Source organism: Escherichia sp. MOD1-EC6842 (assembly GCF_002965705.1).
Taxonomy (GTDB): domain Bacteria; phylum Pseudomonadota; class Gammaproteobacteria; order Enterobacterales; family Enterobacteriaceae; genus Escherichia; species Escherichia ruysiae.
Genome location: NZ_PTRF01000007.1, coordinates 42522 through 66423, shown reverse-complemented (window position 1 = coordinate 66423; position 23902 = coordinate 42522). Strand labels below are relative to the sequence as shown.

25 protein-coding genes are annotated in these 23902 nt (G+C 52.9%); 11 read left to right on the top strand and 14 right to left on the bottom strand.

Features of this window, described 5'->3' with window-relative positions; genetic code table 11:
* The first annotated feature begins 141 nt into the window (after positions 1–141).
* A complete protein-coding gene (mpaA, locus tag A7Z29_RS10565; RefSeq protein ID WP_010344731.1) occupies positions 142–870 on the top strand; it encodes a murein tripeptide amidase MpaA in 729 nt (242 codons plus the stop codon).
* Here the strand turns inward: mpaA and ycjG are convergent.
* Entirely contained in the window at positions 845–1810 is a 966-nt protein-coding gene (gene ycjG, locus A7Z29_RS10560; protein ID WP_105290186.1) for an L-Ala-D/L-Glu epimerase, read from the bottom strand. The genes mpaA and ycjG overlap by 26 nt on opposite strands.
* 118 nt (positions 1811–1928) lie before the next feature.
* Between ycjG and tpx the strand changes: the two genes are divergently transcribed.
* Positions 1929–2435 (top strand): thiol peroxidase, encoded by a 507-nt coding sequence (gene tpx, locus A7Z29_RS10555; protein WP_000078460.1) that lies wholly within the window; start codon positions 1929–1931, stop codon positions 2433–2435.
* Positions 2436–2479: 44 nt separating this feature from the next.
* Here tpx and tyrR read toward each other — a convergent pair whose 3' ends face one another.
* The 8 genes from tyrR to pspA form a co-directional block, all read right to left on the bottom strand.
* Positions 2480–4021 (bottom strand): transcriptional regulator TyrR, encoded by a 1542-nt coding sequence (tyrR, locus tag A7Z29_RS10550; protein ID WP_010344747.1) that lies wholly within the window; start codon positions 4019–4021, stop codon positions 2480–2482.
* Positions 4022–4171: 150 nt separating this feature from the next.
* A complete protein-coding gene (locus A7Z29_RS10545; protein WP_105280516.1) occupies positions 4172–5230 on the bottom strand; it encodes a YcjF family protein in 1059 nt (352 codons plus the stop codon).
* Positions 5227–6624 (bottom strand): YcjX family GTP-binding protein, encoded by a 1398-nt coding sequence (locus tag A7Z29_RS10540; RefSeq protein ID WP_105290185.1) that lies wholly within the window; start codon positions 6622–6624, stop codon positions 5227–5229. Before A7Z29_RS10540 ends, A7Z29_RS10545 begins: the two co-directional genes overlap by 4 nt.
* Before the next feature lie 118 nt (positions 6625–6742).
* Entirely contained in the window at positions 6743–7057 is a 315-nt protein-coding gene (gene pspE / locus A7Z29_RS10535; RefSeq protein ID WP_000473117.1) for a thiosulfate sulfurtransferase PspE, read from the bottom strand.
* A gap of 74 nt (positions 7058–7131) precedes the next feature.
* On the bottom strand, positions 7132–7353 hold the full coding sequence (gene pspD, locus A7Z29_RS10530) for a phage shock protein PspD (protein ID WP_001295585.1): 222 nt from the start codon (positions 7351–7353) through the stop codon (positions 7132–7134).
* Positions 7354–7361: 8 nt separating this feature from the next.
* Positions 7362–7721 carry an envelope stress response membrane protein PspC gene (gene pspC, locus A7Z29_RS10525; RefSeq protein ID WP_000907390.1) on the bottom strand — a complete coding sequence of 120 codons (360 nt, stop codon included), beginning with the start codon at positions 7719–7721 and terminating at the stop codon, positions 7362–7364.
* Positions 7721–7945, bottom strand: a complete 225-nt coding sequence (gene pspB, locus A7Z29_RS10520; protein WP_085460748.1) for an envelope stress response membrane protein PspB — start codon at positions 7943–7945, stop codon at positions 7721–7723. The genes pspC and pspB overlap by 1 nt, the downstream gene beginning before the upstream one ends.
* Positions 7946–7998: 53 nt before the next feature.
* Positions 7999–8667 (bottom strand): phage shock protein PspA, encoded by a 669-nt coding sequence (pspA, locus tag A7Z29_RS10515; RefSeq protein ID WP_000511032.1) that lies wholly within the window; start codon positions 8665–8667, stop codon positions 7999–8001.
* Positions 8668–8833: 166 nt separating this feature from the next.
* On the opposite strand from pspA, the gene pspF reads away from it, so the two are divergent.
* Complete coding sequence (pspF, locus tag A7Z29_RS10510) at positions 8834–9811, top strand: phage shock protein operon transcriptional activator (RefSeq protein WP_105290249.1); 978 nt, start codon at positions 8834–8836, stop codon at positions 9809–9811.
* Between the two features lie 109 nt (positions 9812–9920).
* Here pspF and puuE read toward each other — a convergent pair whose 3' ends face one another.
* The 5 genes from puuE to puuD form a co-directional block, all read right to left on the bottom strand.
* A complete protein-coding gene (puuE, locus tag A7Z29_RS10505) occupies positions 9921–11186 on the bottom strand; it encodes a 4-aminobutyrate transaminase (protein WP_105290184.1) in 1266 nt (421 codons plus the stop codon).
* A 37-nt stretch (positions 11187–11223) separates the two neighbouring features.
* Positions 11224–12504 (bottom strand): gamma-glutamylputrescine oxidase, encoded by a 1281-nt coding sequence (gene puuB, locus A7Z29_RS10500; RefSeq protein ID WP_105290183.1) that lies wholly within the window; start codon positions 12502–12504, stop codon positions 11224–11226.
* A gap of 1 nt (position 12505) precedes the next feature.
* Positions 12506–13993: an aldehyde dehydrogenase PuuC gene (puuC, locus tag A7Z29_RS10495; RefSeq protein WP_105290182.1), complete on the bottom strand. Its 1488-nt coding sequence runs from the start codon at positions 13991–13993 to the stop codon at positions 12506–12508.
* Positions 13994–14142: 149 nt separating this feature from the next.
* The gene (gene puuR / locus A7Z29_RS10490; protein WP_001278727.1) at positions 14143–14700 is read right to left on the bottom strand and encodes an HTH-type transcriptional regulator PuuR; all 558 of its coding nucleotides are present in this window, start codon (positions 14698–14700) and stop codon (positions 14143–14145) included.
* Positions 14701–14726: 26 nt separating this feature from the next.
* Positions 14727–15491 carry a gamma-glutamyl-gamma-aminobutyrate hydrolase gene (puuD, locus tag A7Z29_RS10485; RefSeq protein ID WP_010344757.1) on the bottom strand — a complete coding sequence of 255 codons (765 nt, stop codon included), beginning with the start codon at positions 15489–15491 and terminating at the stop codon, positions 14727–14729.
* Between the two features lie 212 nt (positions 15492–15703).
* Between puuD and puuA the strand changes: the two genes are divergently transcribed.
* The 8 genes from puuA (at position 15704) to sapD (ending at position 23902) form a co-directional block, all read left to right on the top strand.
* Positions 15704–17122 (top strand): glutamate-putrescine ligase, encoded by a 1419-nt coding sequence (gene puuA / locus A7Z29_RS10480; RefSeq protein WP_000449634.1) that lies wholly within the window; start codon positions 15704–15706, stop codon positions 17120–17122.
* A gap of 150 nt (positions 17123–17272) precedes the next feature.
* Complete coding sequence (locus A7Z29_RS23220) at positions 17273–17437, top strand: YmjE family protein (protein ID WP_123058409.1); 165 nt, start codon at positions 17273–17275, stop codon at positions 17435–17437.
* On the top strand, positions 17427–18812 hold the full coding sequence (gene puuP, locus A7Z29_RS10475) for a putrescine/proton symporter PuuP (RefSeq protein WP_024212412.1): 1386 nt from the start codon (positions 17427–17429) through the stop codon (positions 18810–18812). The genes A7Z29_RS23220 and puuP overlap by 11 nt, the downstream gene beginning before the upstream one ends.
* 133 nt (positions 18813–18945) lie before the next feature.
* Positions 18946–19191 (top strand): YmjA family protein, encoded by a 246-nt coding sequence (locus tag A7Z29_RS10470; RefSeq protein WP_001015108.1) that lies wholly within the window; start codon positions 18946–18948, stop codon positions 19189–19191.
* Positions 19192–19430: 239 nt separating this feature from the next.
* Positions 19431–21071, top strand: coding sequence for an ABC transporter substrate-binding protein SapA (gene sapA / locus A7Z29_RS10460; RefSeq protein ID WP_105290181.1), 1641 nt, complete (start codon positions 19431–19433; stop codon positions 21069–21071).
* Positions 21068–22033: a putrescine export ABC transporter permease SapB gene (gene sapB / locus A7Z29_RS10455; RefSeq protein WP_000583301.1), complete on the top strand. Its 966-nt coding sequence runs from the start codon at positions 21068–21070 to the stop codon at positions 22031–22033. Before sapA ends, sapB begins: the two co-directional genes overlap by 4 nt.
* Positions 22020–22910 carry a peptide ABC transporter permease SapC gene (gene sapC / locus A7Z29_RS10450; protein WP_001146145.1) on the top strand — a complete coding sequence of 297 codons (891 nt, stop codon included), beginning with the start codon at positions 22020–22022 and terminating at the stop codon, positions 22908–22910. Before sapB ends, sapC begins: the two co-directional genes overlap by 14 nt.
* Positions 22910–23902: a peptide ABC transporter ATP-binding protein SapD gene (gene sapD, locus A7Z29_RS10445; protein WP_001128858.1), complete on the top strand. Its 993-nt coding sequence runs from the start codon at positions 22910–22912 to the stop codon at positions 23900–23902. Before sapC ends, sapD begins: the two co-directional genes overlap by 1 nt.

Here is a 23902-nt window from a genome sequence, read left to right as displayed (position 1 = left end):
TTGTTTCTCCTTGAAGAAATGCAAATAACTTCCGGCAAAAAAGTGATAAAGGATCGATAACATATCGTTGTCGAAAAGGATTTGATAATCCGCAAAATTTGCACAACACTGCCTGTAATACTTCTTATATTCGAGACGATTATGACCGTGACCCGCCCGCGCGCCGAACGGGGCGCTTTTCCGCCAGGAACCGAACATTACGGACGTTCATTATTAGGTGCGCCGTTGATCTGGTTTCCGGCTTCTGCCGCCAGCAGCGAAAGTGGTTTAATCCTGGCTGGCACCCACGGCGACGAAAATTCTTCCGTCGTCACCCTCTCCTGCGCATTACGCACGTTAACACCGTCTCTGCGCCGCCATCATGTCGTCCTCTGTGTGAATCCTGACGGTTGCCAGCTTGGTCTGCGGGCTAATGCCAATGGTGTGGATCTAAACAGAAACTTTCCGGCGGCGAACTGGAAGGAAGGTGAAACGGTGTACCGCTGGAACAGTGCCGCCGAAGAGCGCGACGTGGTCTTGCTGACCGGCGATAAACCCGGCTCCGAACCTGAAACTCAGGCTTTGTGCCAGCTCATTCATCGTATCCACCCCGCCTGGATTGTCTCTTTTCACGATCCGCTGGCTTGTATTGAAGATCCCCGACACAGTGAATTAGGTGAGTGGCTGGCTCAGGCATTTGAATTGCCGCTGGTGACCAGCGTCGGATACGAAACCCCCGGCTCCTTCGGCAGTTGGTGTGCGGATCTGAACCTGCACTGTATTACCGCCGAGTTTCCGCCCATCTCCTCCGATGAAGCCAGTGAAAAGTATCTCTTTGCAATGGCGAATTTACTGCGCTGGCATCCTAAAGATGCAATTCGCCGGTCGTAAACTGTAGCGCCGGCTCCACATCCACCGCCAGCCAGGTCGGTCCATCAAGATCGGCAAAACTGACCTGCGGCACCAGCGGTAAAGCGGCGCTAATAGCACGAGAGGTACACAACATGCAGCCCAGCATCAGACTAAAACCTTGTGCACGCGCTTCGGTCGCCAATGCCAGGGCTTCGGTCAGTCCCCCAGTTTTATCGAGTTTGATATTAATCATCTCATAGCGCCCTTTCAGCGCCTTCAGATTGCTACGGGTATGACAACTTTCATCAGCACAAATGGGTAACGGATGAATAAAATTCTCCAGCGCCGCATCGTCCTGTGCGGGAAGCGGTTGTTCCAGCATCGCGATGCCTAAGTCAGCCAGCAACTGACATCGCGCTGCCAATCCTTCTGCGCGCCAGGATTCATTCGCATCAACAATCAACGTCGCATCGGGTACAGCCGAGCGAATTGCCACCATCCGCTCGCTAATAAGATGGTTATCCAGTTTCACTTTCAGCAATTTCGCCCCTGCTTGCCATAGTGCCGCAGCACTGCTGGCCATTTGATCAGGCGTACCGATGACAACCGTCTGTGCAGTAGTAATGGTGTCGGGAAGCGTTATACCGATAAATTCAGCCAGCGTCTGCTGCTGTTTACGTGCACAGAGATCCCACAATGCACAATCCAGCGCATTACGCGCCGCGCCCGCTGGCAGTATTTTTTGCAGTTCTTCACGTGTCAGCCCTTTTTCCAGTTGCGGCACAACACTCATAATTTGCGCCATTACTGAAGCGTCACTTTCACCATAGCGCGGATAGGGAGTGCATTCCCCAGCACCTTTAACACCATCTTCTTCCAGTTCAACAACCACCACGCGCGCTTCACTGCGGCTGCCACGAGCAATCACAAACGGGGTATGTAACGGCCAGGCTTCCTCAAATACCTTTACGGTTCTCATCTTTACTCCTTGTTGCCGCGATGGACTGCGGATTAAGCGCAAATAGCGATTGCTGTGTTATTGACAGTTAGCATAAACTAGGCATGACGTTAACTATATGTAAACAGGAAAGATAATCATGTCACAAATCGTTCATTTCCAGGGCAACCCGGTTACAGTCGCCAATTCCATCCCGCAAGTGGGTAGCAAAGCGCAGACTTTTACTCTCGTGGCAAAAGATCTGTCTGACGTCACCCTCACGCAGTTTGCAGGTAAACGCAAAGTGCTGAACATTTTCCCAAGTATTGATACCGGTGTTTGCGCCGCATCAGTACGTAAGTTTAACCAACTGGCGACAGAAATCGACAACACCGTTGTACTGTGTATTTCCGCCGATCTGCCGTTCGCCCAGTCTCGTTTCTGCGGTGCGGAAGGTCTTAACAACGTCATCACCCTTTCCACTTTCCGTAATAGCGAATTTCTGCAAGCTTACGGCGTTGAGATCGCTGAAGGCCCACTGAAAGGTCTGGCTGCGCGCGCAGTTGTCGTAATTGATGAAAATGACAATGTGATTTTCAGCCAGCTGGTGAATGAAATCACCACTGAGCCGGATTACGAAGCAGCTCTGGCGGTACTGAAAGCGTAATTTATTATGCCTGATGGTATTGCGCCATCAGGCATTTTACGTGTTTACTCTTCGCTCTTTTTCTGGCTCAGGCCGTATTCACGCAATTTGTTGGCAATCGCGGTATGTGAAACGCCCAGACGTTTTGCCAGTTTGCGCGTGCTGGGATAATTGCGATAAAGCTGGGTTAACACCGAACGCTCAAATCGACTGGTGATTTCATCCAGCGAACCTTCCATCGCATCTTCGCCCACGGCAACGGTTGTCGCGTCATAATCTGGCAGCAAAATGTCTTGTGGACGCAGTTCGTAGCCGTCCAGTTGGGTGAGTGCACGATAGACAGCATTTTTCAACTGCCTCACGTTACCCGGCCAGCCATAACGTGTCAGCACGGTATTCAGATCGGCAGCCAATTTCGGCCGGGGTACTCCCTGCTCGTCAGCAAAGCGGGCGACGAACAATTCGGTTAACGGCATGATATCCTGCGGACAGTCTCGCAGCGGTGGCAGATTCAGCGTCAACACATTCAGGCGATAATAGAGATCTTCCCGAAATACGCCTTTTTGCACCAACTCAACCAGATTCTTTTGCGTCGCGCAAATCACCCGCACATCGACATGTACCTCGTGATCTTCGCCAACCCGACGGAAAGTGCCATCATTAAGGAAACGCAGCAATTTAGCCTGCATTCGCGGCGACATCTCACCAATCTCATCCAGCAGCACTGAACCGCCGTTCGCCTGCTCAAAGAACCCTTTCTTCCCTTCCGGGGCATGTCCAAACAGTTCGCTCTCAACGGCATCTTCCGGTATAGACGCGCAGTTCAGCGCCAGGTAAGGTTTACCGGCGCGAGGGCTGGCCTGATGACAGGCGTAAGCAAAGAGATCTTTACCAGTACCCGTGTCACCCGTAATCAGCAGTGGCGCGCTTAACATCGCCAGTTTCTGAGCCTGCTCGACAACGTGTTTCATTTTCGGGCTAACGGCGACAATCTGACTAAAGGCGCTGACATCCTGCGCAGCCACATTTTGCAACTGACGCCCCATACGAATCGTCGAGCGCAGCATCACTACCGCACCGGTCAGGACGTGTTGGTCGTGTTCATCCTGCAAATAAACCGGCGTTATCTCCATCAAGAAATTTTGCCCGTTAATCACCACATGTTCGTTATGCGAATCCTGCGGGTCACTCTCCAGCCAGCGTAAAAAATTAAATCCGTTAATCAATTGCGCAGCGGTATGATTGCGCAAACGATCAAGTTTTTGACCAAATAGCTGACAGCTCGCCGGATTCGCCATATCCACTTTGCTTTTCATATCGACCGAAAGCACGGGTTCAGGCAACGCCTCAAGCAATGCGCTCAACGCCAGATGTTCGCGCTCGGAAGGCATCCATGACACAGTGCGCACATCGGTAACACCTGCAATACGGCGAATTTCCGCCATCAGGCTGCTGAAACTGTCAAAATCCAGTTCGGCAAAATTGAGGTAAATCCGCCCGATTGGGTCAATCTCAATACCGCGTAAATCGATGCCTCTTAGAACCAGTAGATCGAGTAATTCGCGGGTCAGACCGAGTCGGTCTTCACAAAAGACTTCCAGACGCATGGGAACCTTCACCTGAGAAAAGAACAATTAATATGATGATATGACACTATTCGAGTGGCAGGAAGATTTCTGTCAACAAAGATTGACACAACGACGGATAATCGGGCACTTCGGCGTAAAGATATCCGATCAGCACCCGATATTGCGTTATTATTCGCTGGTCGTTTTGCCCTTTTGCAGCGTCTCCTTTACCTGACCGATAAGCTGGCGACGAAAATCCCCCAGGCGAGGTTTGTCATCGTCGATCCACGGCAGCGGACGGCAAAGTTCCATAGCTTTAATTCCCAGTCGCGCGGTCAGGAGTCCGGCGCCAATCCCCTGGGCAGCACGCGTTGACAAACGAGCAGCGAGATCTTGTGACATCCAGTCCATCCCCACTTCACGCACCAGCTCGCTAGCACCGGCAAAAGCGATATTCAGCAATACCAGTTTGAACAGGCGCAAACGGCTGTAATAACCCAGTTCAATGCCATAGAGCGTAGCGATACGATTAATCAACCGCAGATTACGCCAGGCAATAAACGCCATATCCACCAGTGCCAACGGGCTTACGGCAATCATCAGGGTAGATTCTGCCGCCGAACGGCTGATTTCTCTGCGCGCCTGCGCATCCAGCACTGGCTGAACCAGATGTGCGTACAGACTGACGACTTCACGATCGTTCTGCGTTTCATGGATTGAGGCATACCAGCGTTGCAGCGCCGGATGCGACTGATCAATACCGGCCTGCTGCGCCAGTTTCTCGCAAAATGCGCGCCCTTTGCCAGTGCCGTGACTATGCAACAAATCGCGCGCTTCATCGCGTTCGTGCGCACGCTGGCGCAAGCGCCATAAGCGTCGCCACTCTGTTACCACTGAGCCAACGCCAGCCCCGATAATCAATGCCCCAGCGGCACAACCGCCCAGTGCTACCCAATCCTGAGTTTGCCAGGCATTCATCGTCCACTGCACGCCCTGGCCAACAACGCTCGCGCCAAACAGCGCCACCCCACCCATGACCATTTTACGCCACAGACTGCGTTTCGGACGCAGCGCCGCATCCATTACCGCTTCGACTTGCCCCTCTTCTTCCGGCGCTTCGTCGAGCGTCGCCGGGGCAAAATTTTGCGCCTGATTTTCATCAAAGGTCTGCTGCGCCTTAAATTTAGGGTTCTGATCGACTTCCAGCGGACCGTCGAAATCAATACGTGGTTTTAACGGTTCGGTCATCGCAATTTATCTCCTATTAAAAATTCCAGCGCGGCATCAAGGCGAATATGCGGCAGCGGTTTATCGACATCCATCACCTGCGGGCGAAACGCTTCAAACTGGAAGCCTTGCTTATCCCAGAACGCCTGACCGGGCAAACGCGCAGGAACTTCACCAGGGTAAACGGTGAGCGGTGCGCCATCGCTCAGTCGATTACCGCGCAGAGCCGGGATTTTCTCGCCGTTGACGTCGATAATGCCGCTGGTGGTCGCCTGTACGGAGGCCAGCCCCAGACAATCCATGCTGATCCCTTCAAACGCCGCATTTTGCCAGGCATCCTGAATCAGTTGTTGCAGTAATGAAACCATATTGGCGTGCTGATCGATGGTCACATGATCCGCTTTCGTCGCGGCAAACAGCAATTTGTCGATAACTGGCGAGAACAAGCGGCGGAAAAGCGTACGTTGCCCGTAGTGGAAACTTTGCATCAACTGCGTCAGCGCCAGACGCATGTCATTAAATGCCTGCGGTCCACTGTTGAGCGGTTGCAGGCAATCCACCAGCACAATCTGGCGGTCAAAACGCAAAAAGTGGTTTTTATAGAACCCCTTCACCACTTTCTCGCAGTAATAATTAAACCGCTCGCGCAGCATTCCGGCGTTGGTATTCTTATCGGCCTGTGCCAGTTTCGATTCGCCCCAGGCATCGACATCCGGCCACGGGAAGAATTGCAGCGCGGGTGCGCCTGCCATATCCCCCGGTAGAACAAAGCGCCCAGGCTGAATAAAGTGCAGCCCCTGCTGTTTGCAGTGGTGGAGATAATCGGTCCACGCGGCGGCGATATCTGCAAGACGGTTTTCGTCGGCAGGCGCTAACGGATCAAGTCCTTCGCACATCATCCGCCATTTTGCCGACCACTCGCCGCGCTGACCATTAAGCAAGCCCGTCATCTGGCGTGACCAACTTAAATAGTCCTGCGCCAGCATTGGCAGATCGAGTAGCCACTCGCCGGGATAATCCACAATCTCCAGATACAGCGTGGAGGTGTCTTTGAAGTGACGCAGTAGCGAATCGTTCGATTTATAACGCAATGCCAGGCGGATTTCGCTGACACCACGCGTTGGCGTCGGCCAGGCGGGAGGGTCGCCGTACAGCTGCGCTAACCCTTCGTCGTAAGTAAAACGCGGAATGCCAAAATCGCGCTGTGGAATACGCTTCACACCCAGCAGGCGCTCTTCACGCACCGCGCTTAACAGCGGCAAGCGTGCTCCTGCATGAATATTGAGCAACTGATTGACCATCGCGGTGATAAACGCCGTTTTGCCACTACGGCTAAGTCCGGTTACCGCCAGTCGCAGGTGCCTGTCGACGCCACGATTCACCAGCGCGTTAAGTTCATTTTTGAGTCGCTTCATTGCTGTCCTGTGCCAGAAAGCTGTAGAAAGGATGAGATGCTGGAGATAATAATGTGGGTTAATTTTGATTTATCAAATGAATAAGCGGCGTTATTTACACCGCTCAATAAGTAATTTGTTAACCTTTGACCTTCGGCATCGCAATGTCTTTAAGACCACCGGCGTTCTCAACGTGGGTATATCCCATTTCGTTGAGGATCTCTTTTGCCTGCCCGGACTGGCGTCCAGCGTTGCAATACACTTTCACGGTGTCGTTTTTATCCGGAACGGCGGTGGCAATGCGCTCTTTCACTTCCTTCAGGGGAATATTGATGGCTCCCTGAACGTGTTCTTGCTGATACTGTTCTGGAACACGAACATCGATCCAGTGTTCAGCAGCAAAAACAGGCAGTGAAAACGCCAGCGTCAGCGCAAGTAAGCCTTTTTTAAACATGTAAGCGTCCTTCTATGGATGAAAATTGCCATCCATTATACGCCTGAGATTTAACAATTTTTGCGAAACTCCCCTCACCTTTTATAACGCTGCGCCAGTTTATTGGCAGCCCGACTTAACAGCGGTTCCAGCGCCACAGCCAACAACATTTTCAGCGGTCGGCGAGCAACAGATTTTATCGCCCAACCCGCCACACCCGCCGGGCCGTAGCGCAGAGCGGTGAGAAGAACCAGCTTGCCTGCTAATTTGAAACCAGGCTTCACCTTTTGCCCAGCTTGTTGCCAGCGAGTATTCATAACTTTCCTCACAATTGACGGAAACGGCTACGCAGTGTGAAGGTATCGGAAGTGACATAACGTTCCATCTCGCGTAAACGCGTTTCACTGGCCGCCAGTTCACGATCGACTTCATCCAGCAATTCGCTGCTGGAAGGTTGTTGTTCACCATACGCCATGTTGTCCGGCATCGGGTCAAGAGCAAATGACAAAATGATGTAAGCAACCAGGGTAAATAGCGCCAGGCCGAAGAAAATCGACAGCACCACGAGGATACGCACCAGTTTTACCGGTACATCAAAATAATTAGCAATCCCCGCGCAGACGCCGCGCACCATGCCCTGCTGTGGAATACGCCATAACTTTTTATTGAGATTAATGCCCGCCATTAGCGATCCCTCCAGTTCGGATGTTCTGCATCAAGAATGGATTCCAGCGCCTGAATGCGTTCGCGCATCCGTTTTGCTTCATCAGCCAGTTGCACTAATCGCTGCTGTTCGCTTTGCGACAATTCACCGCGACTGGATCGGTTGCTGTAATGCAGCCATAACCAGATCGGTAAAACAAACAGCACAAAAATGGTTAACGGAATAGCCAGAAATAGCGCGCTCATAAGTACTCCTTAGACGATGAGCGGCGGCGCGTTCGGACGCCGCCTGGATGTTATTATTGATTGTCTTGCTTCATTTTGGCTTTTAATTGTGCCAGTTGCTCACTGATTGCATCATCGGCTTTCAGTTCGGCAAACTGATCGTCCAGCGATTTTTGTTTGCCGAAGCTGTGGCTTTCGGCTTCCGCTTCCATCTGGTCGATACGACGCTCGAAAGATTCGAAACGCGCCATTGCTTCATCCAGTTTGCCACTGTCCAGTTGACGACGCACATCACGCGACGAGTTTGCTGCCTGGTGACGCAACATCAATGCTTGCTGGCGAGCACGTGTTTCGCTCAATTTGTTTTCCAGCTCACCAATCTCTTTCTTCATACGCTCCAGCGTATCGTCCACCAGCGTCACTTCGTGCTCCAGGCTCTTAATCAGATCGGTCAGTTTCTGTTTTTCAATTAACGCCGCACGCGCCAGATCTTCTCTCTCTTTCAGCAGCGCCAGTTCGGCTTTTTCCTGCCACTCAACTTCACGCGCCGACGCTTGTTCAATACGGCGAGTCAGCTGTTTCTTTTCCGCCAGTGCACGCGCCGAGGTAGAACGCACTTCAACTAATGTATCTTCCATTTCCTGGATCATCAGACGCACCAGTTTCTGCGGATCTTCCGCTTTCTCTAACAGGGCGTTGATGTTGGCGTTCACGATGTCGGCAAAGCGAGAAAAAATACCCATAATGTTGTCCTCTTGATTTCTTCGTTCAGGATTGTCCTGCTGAACTGTTAATACAATTTGCGTGCCAATTTTTTATCTTTTTGATTTATAAAGATCTGATTGAAGATTCAACAGCAACATGCCAGGATGAATTAGCGAATTACACTAACAAGTGGCGAATTTCATCATGGCAGAATACAAAGATAACTTACTCGGTGAGGCGAACAGCTTTCTTGAAGTGCTGGAACAGGTTTCGCATCTCGCGCCGCTGGACAAACCGGTTTTGATTATTGGCGAGCGCGGCACCGGTAAAGAGCTGATCGCCAGCCGTTTGCATTATCTCTCCTCCCGCTGGCAAGGGCCGTTTATTTCCCTTAACTGCGCAGCGTTAAATGAAAATCTGCTGGATTCCGAACTGTTTGGTCACGAAGCCGGTGCGTTTACCGGAGCGCAAAAACGCCATCCGGGACGATTTGAACGTGCCGACGGCGGTACGCTATTTCTTGATGAACTCGCTACAGCACCGATGATGGTGCAGGAAAAATTATTGCGTGTGATTGAGTACGGTGAACTGGAGCGCGTTGGCGGCAGCCAGCCATTGCAGGTGAATGTGCGGTTGGTATGCGCGACGAATGCCGATCTCCCGGCGATGGTCAATGAAGGTACTTTTCGCGCTGACCTGCTCGACCGGCTGGCTTTTGATGTAGTGCAACTGCCGCCACTACGCGAGCGTGAAAGCGACATTATGCTGATGGCGGAGCACTTCGCCATCCAGATGTGTCGGGAAATAAAACTGCCTCTGTTTCCTGGTTTTACCGAGCGCGCCAGAGAAACGTTGCTGAACTATCGCTGGCCGGGAAATATCCGTGAATTGAAAAACGTGGTGGAACGTTCGGTGTATCGCCACGGCACCAGCGATTATCCGCTTGATGAGATCATTATTGATCCCTTTAAACGGCGTCCACCTGAAGACACTATCGCCGTTTCAGAAAACACCTCGCTTCCAACGCTGCCGCTGGATTTACGTGAGTTTCAGCTGCAGCAGGAAAAAGAGTTGCTGCAACTCAGTTTGCAACAGGGGAAATATAACCAGAAGCGCGCGGCTGAATTGCTGGGGTTAACCTATCATCAGTTCCGCGCATTGCTTAAAAAGCACCAGATTTAGTGGAGTTGGGCAATGTGGCTTGCCGGATGAGGCGATCAAGCCTACAAAATCAATACGCCGTTTGTAGGCCTGATAAGCGCAGCGCATCAGGCATTATTGCGTTGGGCTATTAATCTCTCAGCGCATCCTGCAAAATTTTCATTGCCGCATCGAATTGCGCATCCGGGATGGTCAGCGGATACAGGAAACGAATCACGTTGCCGTATGCGCCACAGGTCAACAGTAACAGCCCCTGCGCCAGCGCGCGTTGCTGAATTTTCTGCGCAATGGCGGCTGACGGCTCGCCCGTTTGCGGGTCGTTAAATTCTGCCGCAATCATCGACCCCAGACCGCGTACCGCAGCAATGGCCGGAACGCTTTCTTTGGCCTCAATCAGCGTTTGCGTCAGGCGCTGACCGAGTTGATTCGCACGGTCGCAAAGGGATTCTTTGTCGATAATGTTGAGCACCGCGTGCGCGGCAGCGACCGCCAGCGGGTTCCCGGCGTAGGTACCGCCAAGCCCGCCCGGCGCGGGCGCGTCCATAATGTTGGCATTACCGACCACGCCCGAAAGCGGCATACCACCCGCGAGGCTTTTCGCCATCGTCATTAAGTCCGGCTTATCGGCGTAATGATCCATGGCAAACAGTTTACCGGTACGCGCAAAACCGCTTTGCACTTCATCAGCAATCATCACAATGCCGTGCTCATCGCACAGGCGGCGAATGGCGGCAACCAGCTCTTTTGGCGCCACGTTAAATCCGCCCTCGCCCTGTACCGGTTCGAAAATAATGGCGGCAACCTGCTTCGCTTCGATGTCTGATTTAAACAAACGCTCGATGGCGGCGAGAGAATCTTGCGTCGAAATGCCCTGTAAATCTGACGGATACGGCACGTGATAAACCGAACCGGGGAACGGGCCGAAGCCAATTTTGTACGGCGCGACTTTGCCGGTCAGCGCCATAGTCATATACGTGCGACCGTGGAAGCCGCCGCTAAACGCAATCACGCCAGGGCGTCCGGTATGGGCGCGGGCGATTTTCACTGCGTTTTCCACCGCTTCCGCACCGGTGGTGAAGAACGCGGTTTTAGCCTGACCACTGACCGGCGCAAGGGCGTTGATTTTCTCCGCCAGGGTGACGTAGCTTTCGTACGGCACGATCTGGTACGCCGTATGGGTGAACTGCTGCAACTGCTGTTCCACTGCCGCGACCAGTTCAGGGTGGCGATGCCCGGTGTTCAGCACCGCAATGCCTGCGGCAAAATCGATGTACTCGTTGCCTTCAACATCCTTCAGCGTGGCGTTTTCAGCCGACTGGGCGAAGAAGTTACACATCACGCCCACCCCGCGCGGGGTGGCAGAAAGACGACGCTGATGGAATTCATTGTTGCTCATGTTTCACACCTTTTGACTCTTCACTGTTAATCGGAAATTAAACGCCCAGACGATCGCGCAGGCTGTAATAAGCCGCGCCCATCGCGGTAAACGGCACGCGCAGCGTGCGCCCGCCGGGGAACGGGTAATGCGGCAGATTGGCGAAGGCGTCGAAACGCTCGGCATCTCCGCGCAGCAGTTCAGCAATTAAACGCCCGGCGAGATGGGTACAGGTAACGCCGTGGCCGCTGTAGCCCTGCATGTAGTAAATGTTTTTATCGAGGCGACCAAACTGCGGCATACGCGACAGGGTCAGCAGGAAGTTGCCCGTCCAGCGGTAGTCGATTTTTACGCCCTGCAACTGCGGGAAGGTTTTCAGCAGTTTCGGCACCACCAGGCGCTCAACGTCATCCGGGTCACGTGCGCCATACACCACGCCACCACCGTACAGCAGGCGGTTATCGGCAGTCAGGCGGTAGTAATCAAGCAGATAGTTACAGTCTTCGACACAGTAGTTTTTCGGGATCAGCGAACGGGCTAAATCATCGGAAAGCCGCTCGGTGGTGATTACCTGCGTGCCGCACGGCATACTGCGCTTCGCCAGTTCCGGCTCCACTTTATCGCCCAGATACGCATTCCCGGCGACAATCACATACTTCGCCGTTACCTGACCTTTGGCAGTCCGCACCACGGCTGGCGTGGTGTGCTGGATCTGCGTCACCGCAGAAAGCTCATACACACGTCCGCCGTTCAGACGAATGGCGTCGGCTTCACCAATAGCGAGGTTCAGCGGGTGAATATGCCCGCCGCTGTGATCCAGCAGCGCACCGGTGTAGCGATCGCTGGCAACTTCACGGCGAATGGCACTGGCGTCCAGCAGTTCGAGTTGATTGTTACCATAGCGTTCCCAGTTCTCTTTCTGCTCTTCAAGAGTCGCGAGCTGCTTATCATTCATCGCCACAAACAGGCCGCCGGGGCGGTAGTCGCAGTCAATCTGATAACGTTTGATGCGCTCGCGAATGATCTCGCCACCTTCAAACATCATGCTGCCGAGCATACGGGCGGTGTCCATGCCGTAGCTTTTTTCGATTACGTCGATGTCGCGGCTGTAGGAGTTTACAAGCTGACCGCCGTTACGCCCGCTGGCGCCAAAGCCGATGCGTGAGGCTTCGAGTACCACCACGTCAAAGCCCGCTTCCGCCAGATGCAGTGCAGAGGAAAGCCCGGTGTAGCCGCCGCCAACCACGCAAACATCACACGTGATTGACTCATTCAGCGTGTCGAAAGGCGCATATTTATTCGCACTGGCGGCGTAGTAACTACTGGTATGTTCGGTCATTTCAGGCCTCCAGGCTTATCCAGATGGTTTTCAGTTCAGTGAATTTTTCAAGGGCGTGCAGGGATTTGTCGCGACCGTTGCCGCTCTGCTTATAACCGCCAAACGGTACGGTCATATCGCCATCGTTGTAGTTGTTGACGAAGACGGAACCAGCTTTCAAACGGCGGCTCATGCGGTGCGCGCGGGAGAGATCGCGTGTCCATACCGCCGCACCGAGCCCGTACTGGCTGTCGTTGGCAAGCTGTAGCGCCTGGTCTTCTGATGTGAAACGCGTGACCACCAGCACCGGGCCGAAAATCTCTTCGCGACTTAGAGACGCATTGGGGTCTACGTCGACAAAGATGGTCGGGCCGATGGCCGCAGTCAGTTCAGCGTTACGACCATCCAGCAGCAGTTGCCCTTTGCTTTCGCCTTCACGAATAAAGGTGTGTACCGAGTCGGCATGAGCGCAGTCGATTAAGGTGCCCATCGTGGTTGCAGGATCAAGTGGATGCCCTGGCTGCCAGTTTTGCGCCTGCTGTTTTAACAGGGCTAAAAACTCATCGGCGATGCTCTCTTCCAGCAATAAACGGGTTCCGGCGATGCACACCTGCCCCTGGTTGTAGAAGATGCCTGCGGCGGTCGCGCTTGCCGCCTGTTGCAAATCCGGGCAGTCAGCAAAAACGATGTTGGCGCTTTTACCACCTGCTTCCAGCCAGACGCGTTTCATGTTGCTGTCGCCTGCGTCTTTCAGCAGTTGTTTACCGGTACGCGTGGAGCCGGTAAAGGCGATGGCATCGATATCGTTATGACGAGAAAGCGCCTGCCCCGCCTCATGACCAAAACCAGTTACTACGTTCAGCACGCCATCCGGCAGACCTGCTTCTTTCGCCAGCCCCGCAAGGCGAATCGCACTGAGCGGTGATTTTTCAGACGGCTTCAGGACAACGCTGTTACCTGCCGCCAGCGCCGGGCCGAGTTTCCAGCAGGTCAGCAACAGCGGGAAGTTCCACGGGACGATGGCGGCAATTACGCCGACCGGTTCGCGCACAATCATCGCCAGCTCATGGCTACTGGTGGTCGCCACTTCGCCATACACTTTATCGATCGCTTCGGCGTACCAGCGAATGGCGCGTGCCGCGCCGGGAATATCATCACGCAGGCTGTGACGAATCGGTTTGCCGGTATCGAGCGTTTCCAGCAACGCCAGTTCTTCGGCGTTGGCTTCCATTAAATCGGCGAGTTTATTCAACACCGCTTTGCGTTTTGCCGGGACGGCCTGCGACCAGTCGCCGCGTTCAAATACGCTGCGTGCCGCACTCACTGCGCGGTCGATATCGGCGCTTTTACCGCGCGCAATATTCGCTAGCGGCGCCTGGGTGACCGGATCAACGGTTTCGAAGGTTTCGTTTTCCGCCGCAGCGGTATATTCACCGTTAATAAATAAGCGGGTTTCAATGGCGAGACTTAACGCTTTATCCTGCCAGTAAGCCAGATGATGAAAATTCATTATGACTCCTGTTTCACGTCTATCAGATATATGCAGTTTGTGAACGTCAGGGCGCAGAGATCCCCGAGCCGTATGCCCGTTTATTTCTGGCGACATTCTTTATAGATTGCCGGGCGCATTGCGCTTACCCGGCTTACAGAGCTAAAAGATTAAAACGTGGTGGGTGTATGGGCGCTGATAATTCGGCAAATGCCTGCCGACGTATTGCTGAAACTGTGCGGGATGCCGGTATTAATGGCATAACTTTGCCCCGCAACGAGGTGATAATCCTGTCCATTAATGGTCAGAACAATTTCACCTTCCAGTACAGTGCCTATTTCCTCACCCTGATGCTTAATTCTTTCCCCAGTGGTTGTGCCCGGCTGGTACGTTTCAAAGATCATCGCCAACGTGCGATTCGGGTTACCGTTATGAACCAGCTTCATTGACACACCCTGACTGCCCATTTCAATTAAGTCGTCCTGATTAATGACGACCTGCGGCTCATCAGGTTTTTCCGGCTCGGAAAAGAATTCCGAGAGTGACAGTCCATACACCTTCAGCAGCTTTTGCAGCGTACTGATGGCAGGGCTGACTTTATCCTGTTCTATCGTACTGATAGCACTGTGAGTCAGCCCGGAGAGTTCGGCGGCACGACGTTGTGAAAGCCCCTGCTGCTGGCGGATTTCCGACAAGCGTTTTCCTGGCGCCAGTCCCTCATCACTCATATTTGCATTTCCTTAAACTGTAGTGGTCAGAGTCGCTGTTTTTCAGCGATATGGTGCTGACAAGCGGTGATAAAGCCCTCGAACAATATACGCGAAAGCGCGTACTCGCTACTGTTCCATTCCGGGTGCCACTGTACGCCCAGCGCGAAAGGATGATTGATGACGCTCACCGCCTCAACTAAGCCATCCGGCGAGCGAGCTTCAACACGCAACCGTGGGCTAACAACCTTCGCCCCTTGTCCATGCAGAGAGTTTACCCAAAAGTTGCTACATTCAGGTAACAGCGCAGACAGTAATCCCCCCTCTTCAACCTGAACTTCATGCGACGGCGCATATTGCTGCTCCACCGGCAGTTCGGGATCTTCCCGATGTTCCAGCAATTCAGGCTGTTCGCACAGCTTGCGATGCAACGAACCTCCGGTTGCCACCACCAGTTCCTGTAAACCCCGGCAGATGGCGAAAATGGGGATGCGCCTTTCGAGTGCAGCGTTAATTAACGCCATGCTCAGAAGATCACGCCCGGGATCGGCGTCAGGCTCATCGCCGTTTTCACCATATAGGTGCGGCTGCACATTGCTGGGGCTACCAGGAAGATAAATGCCATCAAGTTTCGGCAAAAGTTCTTCAAGTAATGACGGCTCAGCCAGCGCATGGGGAAGCGCAATCGGCAAACCACCTGCGTGAATGATGGCATTCAGGTACTTTTCTTGCAGAGTCTGGGTCTCATGACCCTTAAGCCTGTTCCTGCACATTACGACACCGATAACAGGATTGTTCATTATATTTTCCATGCTCAATCTCACAAAGTGGACTAAATTATCGCCATTACTGCGGTTTAAATGACCTTTCTGTTCAATATTTTTTCAATCTAGCAGTGAGTTTTCTTTTTTGCAAACTCAATTTAACATTTGACAAACATTTAGTTTGCATACAGATTCGAAGAGTGGTCATTATATTTTACGCTCTGATAACGAGTGGAAAACAAAACCAAAGGCGAAGAATCATGGAAACCAATATCGTTGAAGTAGAGAACTTTGTTCAGCAGTCAGAAGAGAGGCGGGGTAGCGCCTTTACGCAGGAAGTGAAACGCTATCTGGAACGCTACCCGAATACGCAATATGTTGATGTTTTACTTACCGATCTTAATGGCTGTTTTCGTGGAAAACGCGTCCCCTTCTCCAGCCTGAAAAAACTGGAGAAAGGATGCTACTTCCCGGCTTCGGTGTTTGCGATGGATATTCTGGGCAATGTGGTAGAAGAAGCAGGGCTAGGTCAAGAAATGGGCGAGCCAGATCGTACCTGTGTCCCTATTCTCGGTTCTTTAACCCCTTCTGCCGCCGATCCTGAGTTTATTGGTCAAATGCTTCTGACCATGGTCGATGAAGATGGCGCTCCCTTTGACGTTGAGCCGAGGAATGTACTCAACCGCCTGTGGCAACAGCTACGCCAGCGCGGATTGTTCCCGGTCGTAGCGGTAGAGCTGGAGTTCTATTTACTGGATCGCCAGCGCGACGCCGAAGGGTATCTGCAACCGCCCTGCGCGCCCGGCACCGATGACCGCAATACCCAAAGCCAGGTCTACTCTGTCGATAACCTCAACCACTTCGCCGATGTGCTCAATGATATTGATGAACTGGCGCAATTACAGCTGATTCCGGCAGATGGTGCGGTCGCCGAGGCTTCGCCAGGCCAGTTTGAAATCAACCTTTACCATACCGATAACGTGCTGGAAGCCTGCGATGATGCATTAGCCCTTAAACGCCTGGTGCGCTTGATGGCGGAAAAGCATAAGATGCACGCCACTTTTATGGCGAAGCCGTATGAAGAACACGCGGGCAGCGGGATGCATATCCATATCAGTATGCAAAATAATCGTGGCGAGAACGTGCTTTCTGACGCGGAAGGCGAAGATTCGCCGCTGCTGAAAAAGATGCTCGCCGGGATGATAGATCTGATGCCGTCATCAATGGCATTGCTGGCGCCGAACGTGAACTCATATCGCCGCTTCCAGCCGGGCATGTATGTGCCGACGCAGGCATCGTGGGGTCATAACAACCGTACCGTTGCCCTGCGTATTCCGTGTGGCGATCGTCATAACCACCGTGTGGAGTATCGCGTGGCGGGTGCCGATGCCAACCCGTATCTGGTGATGGCGGCGATTTTTGCCGGTATTCTGCACGGTCTTGATAATGAGCTGCCGTTGCAGGAAGAAGTCGAAGGTAACGGGCTGGAACAGGAAGGATTACCCTTCCCGATTCGCCAGAGCGATGCCCTGTGGGAGTTTATCGAGAACGATCACCTGCGCCACTATTTAGGCGAGCGTTTCTGTCATGTGTATCACGCCTGTAAAAATGATGAGCTGTTGCAGTTTGAGCGCCTCATCACAGAAACAGAAATTGAGTGGATGTTGAAAAACGCATAGTGCCCCCTTGCGGGGGTTGCCTCATCGGCCTGAGCGGAGCCAGGCCTGACATTTGCTGGTAATCCAGACATTTCCCGGATGTCGCGTTATGGAGCGCAGGCGGCAACGGGCTTCCGTTAACGATTAAGACTGTGACGAGGAAATGAGATGATGCCGATGATGAAATTCCCGCATGGCGAGGGAGGCTGCGTATGCGCTCCCCCTGCGACTGACCGGACTCCGCCCCCTTTGCTTCCCCTGCTAAACAGGTTTGATTTCAGGTCGACGCGACCGCAAACCCGATTACGCAGTGGAGGCAACGATTATGGCTATTAATTCACCGCTGGACATTGCTGCACAACCGGGCAAAACCCGCCTGCGAAAATCACTGAAATTGTGGCAGGTGGTGATGATGGGTCTGGCCTATCTCACGCCGATGACCGTGTTCGATACCTTTGGCATTGTCTCCGGTATCAGCGACGGCCACGTTCCGGCGTCCTACCTGCTGGCGCTGGCCGGCGTGCTGTTTACCGCGATCAGCTACGGCAAACTGGTTCGCCAGTTCCCGGAAGCTGGCTCGGCCTATACCTACGCGCAAAAGTCGATTAACCCGCACGTCGGTTTTATGGTCGGCTGGTCATCGCTGCTGGATTATCTTTTTTTACCGATGATCAACGTCTTGTTGGCGAAAATCTATCTCTCCGCCCTCTTCCCGGAAGTGCCGCCGTGGGTGTGGGTGGTAACCTTCGTCGCCATTTTAACCGCCGCGAATCTGAAGAGCGTCAACCTGGTCGCTAACTTCAATACCCTGTTTGTACTGGTGCAGATCTCCATCATGGTGGTGTTCATCTTCCTGGTGGTTCAGGGGCTACATAAAGGGGAAGGTGTCGGCACCGTCTGGTCGCTACAGCCGTTTATCAGTGAGAACGCGCATCTGATTCCGATTATTACCGGGGCGACGATCGTGTGCTTCTCGTTTCTTGGTTTTGATGCGGTGACCACGCTTTCAGAAGAGACGCCGGACGCCGCGCGCGTGATCCCGAAAGCCATCTTCCTGACGGCGGTTTACGGTGGCGTTATATTTATTGCCGCGTCGTTCTTTATGCAACTGTTCTTCCCGGATATCAGCCGCTTTAAAGACCCGGATGCCGCGCTGCCGGAGATTGCACTGTACGTCGGCGGCAAGCTGTTCCAGTCGATTTTCCTCTGCACCACGTTTGTGAACACATTAGCGTCTGGCCTGGCTTCACATGCCAGCGTGTCGCGTCTGCTGTATGTGATGGGGCGTGACAATGTGTTTCCGGAGCGCGTGTTTGGCTATGTGCACCCGAAATGGCGTACCCCGGCGCTGAACGTCATTATGGTCGGGATTGTCGCGTTGTCGGCGCTGTTCTTTGATTTAGTCACCGCTACAGCATTGATTAACTTCGGCGCGTTGGTGGCATTTACCTTCGTCAATTTGTCGGTGTTTAATCATTTCTGGCGGCGTAAAGGAATGAATAAAAGCTGGAAGGATCACTTTCACTATTTGCTGATGCCGCTGGTTGGCGCGCTGACGGTAGGCGTGTTGTGGGTTAACCTGGAGTCAACTTCACTGACGCTCGGTCTGGTTTGGGCCTCGTTAGGCGGCGCATATTTGTGGTATCTGATCCGCCGCTATCGCAAAGTGCCGTTGTATGAAGGTGACAGAACACCAGTGAGCGAGACGTAATGTGTTGGATGCGCTGCGTATTGCCCTGCCTGTTGGCAATACGCAGCGCCATTATCCATAAAAAGATGTATGACCCGGATCACGAGTGCTATCATCCGCCCCTGTGCTTAACGCATTAACCCCAGGGCAAATAATGAACCACGATATCCCACTAAAATATTTTGATATTGCCGATGAGTACGCGACCGAATGCGCAGAACCTGTCGCAGAAGCTGAACGCACGCCACTGGCTCACTACTTCCAGTTACTGCTCACCCGTTTGATGAATAATGAAGAGATCAGCGAAGAAGCTCAGCATGACATGGCTGCTGAAGCGGGGATCAATCCCGCACGCATTGATGAGATCGCAGAGTTTTTGAATCAATGGGGTAATGAGTAATCCTTTATTAAGGCCAGTTCGGGCTGGCTTCTTACGAGCAAGTCAAACGGCACCTCGCTAAGTAGTTCTGTGAGTTATAGTTATAAGAAATCACGGGTACGAATGTTGAACAGATGGCGACGTCACCTGTTCAACGACCAACCACACGGCCCTCATTACGACCCCTGAACACAAACGGTAATGGCAAATGTCATTAAATATTAGTAAGATAGCCTCTTTACATAAAATCCCTTAATATTATGCGCCAGGTATTATCGTCTCTTTTGGTGATTGCTGGACTTGTGAGTGGTCAGGCAATCGCCGCGCCTGAACCCACCCCGCACGCTGATATCCGCGACAGCGGTTTTGTCTATTGCGTCAGCGGACAGGTCAACACCTTTAACCCATCCAAAGCGAGCAGTGGGTTAATTGTCGATACCCTTGCCGCCCAGTTTTATGATCGACTACTGGATGTCGATCCTTATACTTATCGTCTGATGCCGGAACTTGCCGAAAGCTGGGAAGTGCTCGACAACGGCGCGACCTATCGCTTCCACCTGCGTCGCGATGTCCCGTTTCAAAAAACCGACTGGTTTACGCCTACTCGCAAAATGAATGCCGACGATGTGGTGTTTACCTTCCAGCGAATTTTTGACCGTAACAACCCGTGGCATAACGTCAACGGGAGCAACTTTCCCTATTTCGACAGCCTGCAATTTGCTGATAACGTGAAAAGCGTCCGCAAGCTGGATAATCATACCATTGAGTTCCGTCTGGCCCAGCCGGATGCTTCTTTTTTATGGCATCTGGCGACCCATTATGCGTCAGTAATGTCTGCCGAATATGCGCAGAAATTAGAGAAAGAAGATCGTCAGGAACAACTCGACCGCCAACCCGTAGGCACCGGGCCGTATAAACTGTCGGAAAATCGCACGGGGCAATATATTCGCCTGCAACGTCATGATGAGTTCTGGCGAGGCAAACCGTTGATGCCGCAGGTGGTGGTGGATTTAGGCTCTGGTGGCACCGGACGTCTGTCGAAACTATTGACCGGTGAATGTGATGTTCTGGCCTGGCCTGCTGCCAGCCAGCTATCCATTTTGCGCGACGACCCGCGTTTGCGTTTAACGCTGCGTCCGGGGATGAACGTCGCCTATCTGGCATTTAACACCGCCAAACCGCCGCTAAATAATCCGGCTGTCCGTCATGCGCTGGCACTGGCGATTAATAACCAGCGCCTGATGCAATCTATCTATTACGGTACGGCTGAAACGGCGGCCTCTATTTTACCGCGCGCCTCGTGGGCTTATGACAACGAGGCTAAAATTACCGAATACAATCCGGCGAAATCACGCGAACAGTTAAAGGCATTGGGGCTGGAAAACTTAACGCTGAAACTGTGGGTGCCAACACGTTCGCAGGCGTGGAACCCCAGTCCGCTGAAAACTGCCGAACTGATTCAGGCGGATATGGCACAGGTCGGCGTGAAAGTGGTGATTGTGCCGGTAGAAGGTCGTTTTCAGGAGGCGCGGTTGATGGATATGAGCCATGATCTGACGTTATCCGGTTGGGCGACGGACAGTAACGACCCGGACAGTTTCTTCCGTCCGCTACTGAGCTGCGCGGCAATTCATTCGCAGACCAACCTCGCCCACTGGTGCGACCCGAAATTCGACAACGTGTTGCGTAAGGCGCTCTCTTCGCAGCAACTGGCGGCGCGTATTGAAGCCTATGACGAAGCGCAAAGTATTCTGGCGCAGGAGTTACCCATTCTGCCGCTGGCCTCATCATTACGCTTGCAGGCCTATCGGTACGATATCAAAGGGCTGGTTCTTAGCCCATTTGGTAATGCCTCCTTCGCTGGTGTATACCGCGAAAAGCAAGAGGTGAAAAAACCATGATTATCTTCACCTTACGCCGCGTTTTATTATTGATCGTGACCCTGTTCCTGCTGACTTTTGTTGGCTTCAGTTTGAGCTATTTCACGCCACATGCGCCGTTACAAGGCGCTTCACTGGGGAATGCCTGGGTATTCTGGTTTAATGGCCTGATTCACTGGGATTTTGGCGTTTCCAGCATTAACGGACAGCCGATAGCCGAACAGTTAAAAGAGGTTTTTCCGGCAACGATTGAGCTATGCATCCTCGCTTTCGGCTTTGCGTTGATTGTCGGCATCCCGGTTGGCATGATTGCCGGGATTACGCGCCATAAGTGGCAAGATAACTTGATCAATGCCATCGCGTTGCTGGGCTTTTCAATCCCGGTTTTCTGGCTGGCGCTTCTGCTGACGCTGTTTTGTTCGCTGACGCTGGGCTGGCTGCCCGTTTCAGGGCGATTCGATTTGCTGTATGAAGTGAAACCTGTTACCGGCTTTGCGTTGATTGATGCCTGGCTTTCGGACTCTCCGTGGCGGGATGAAATGATCATGAGCGCAATACGCCATATGGTATTGCCGGTCATCACCCTGTCGGTTGCGCCAACAACTGAAGTGATCCGATTGATGCGTATCAGCACTATCGAAGTGTATGACCAGAACTATGTGAAAGCGGCGGCGACCCGTGGTTTGTCACGCTTTACTATTTTGCGTCGCCATGTGCTGCATAACGCGCTACCCCCCGTCATCCCTCGTTTGGGCTTGCAATTTTCCACCATGCTGACGCTGGCGATGATCACCGAAATGGTCTTTAGCTGGCCTGGTTTGGGGCGCTGGTTAATTAACGCCATTCGCCAACAAGATTACGCAGCGATTTCCGCCGGTGTGATGGTGTGTGGCTCTCTGGTCATTATTATTAACGTGATTTCTGATATTTTGGGTGCTATGGCTAACCCTCTGAAACATAAGGAATGGTATGCCTTACGATAGCGTATACAGCGAGAAGCGCCCACCGGGCACGCTGCGTACCGCCTGGCGCAAATTCTATGGTGATGCCGCTGCAATGGTCGGCCTGTACGGCTGCGCGGGGCTGGCTGTGCTGTGTATTTTTGGCGGCTGGTTTGCGCCTTACGGCATTGACCAGCAATTTCTCGGTTATCAATTGTTGCCACCGTCATGGTCTCGCTATGGCGAAGTCTCTTTCTTCCTGGGGACTGACGACCTCGGACGCGACGTTTTAAGCCGTTTATTGAGCGGCGCTGCGCCTACCGTTGGCGGCGCATTTGTGGTGACACTTGCTGCTACCATCTGTGGTCTGGTGCTCGGCACCTTCGCCGGTGCGACGCATGGTCTACGGTCAGCGGTGCTTAATCATATTCTGGATACCTTACTGGCGATCCCGTCCCTGCTGCTGGCAATTATCGTTGTGGCATTTGCCGGGCCGAGTTTGTCGCACGCGATGTTTGCCGTCTGGCTGGCGCTGCTGCCGCGTATGGTGCGTTCGGTCTACAGCATGGTGCATGATGAACTGGAAAAAGAGTACGTTATCGCTGCTCGCCTGGATGGGGCAACGACGCTGAATATTCTCTGGTTTGCCGTACTGCCAAACATCACCGCTGGACTGGTCACTGAGATCACCCGCGCACTGTCAATGGCAATTCTTGATATTGCCGCGCTGGGCTTTCTTGATCTCGGCGCGCAACTCCCCTCTCCTGAATGGGGAGCGATGCTCGGCGATGCACTGGAACTGATTTATGTCGCCCCGTGGACCGTCATGCTTCCTGGGGCGGCAATTATGATCAGCGTGTTGTTGGTTAACCTCCTTGGTGATGGTGTGCGTCGTGCAATTATTGCGGGGGTGGAATAATGCCGTTACTGGATATTCGTAACCTGACCATTGAATTTAAAACCGGTGATGAGTGGGTTAAAGCCGTTGACCGCGTGAGTATGACCTTAACCGAAGGCGAAATCCGGGGCCTTGTTGGTGAATCCGGCTCCGGCAAAAGTTTGATTGCGAAAGCGATTTGTGGCGTCAATAAAGATAACTGGCGTGTTACCGCTGACCGTATGCGTTTTGATGACATCGATCTGCTGCGTCTTTCCGCGCGCGAACGGCGCAAGCTGGTTGGGCACAACGTGTCGATGATTTTTCAGGAACCACAATCGTGTCTCGACCCTTCTGAACGAGTGGGGCGTCAGTTAATGCAAAACATCCCAGCCTGGACCTATAAAGGCCGTTGGTGGCAGCGTTTTGGCTGGCGCAAACGCCGCGCCATTGAGCTGCTGCACCGCGTGGGGATTAAAGATCACAAAGATGCGATGCGCAGCTTTCCCTATGAGTTGACCGAAGGTGAATGCCAGAAAGTGATGATTGCCATCGCGCTGGCGAATCAACCACGTCTGCTAATAGCTGACGAACCTACAAACTCAATGGAGCCAACAACACAGGCGCAAATCTTTCGCCTGCTGACGCGTTTGAATCAAAACAGCAATACTACTATTTTGCTTATCAGCCATGACTTACAAATGCTTAGCCAATGGGCGGATAAAATCAACGTGCTTTATTGTGGTCAGACAGTGGAAACCGCGCCAAGTAAGGAGCTGGTAACAATGCCGCATCATCCTTACACCCAGGCGCTGATCCGCGCGATACCGGATTTCGGCAGCGCGATGCCGCATAAAAGTCGCCTCAATACGCTGCCTGGTGCAATCCCGCTTCTGGAACAATTACCCATTGGTTGTCGTCTGGGGCCACGTTGCCCATATGCACAACGAGAATGTATAGTGACGCCGCGCCTGACGGGCGCGAAAAATCATCTCTATGCCTGTCATTTCCCGCTGAATATGGAGAAAGAGTGA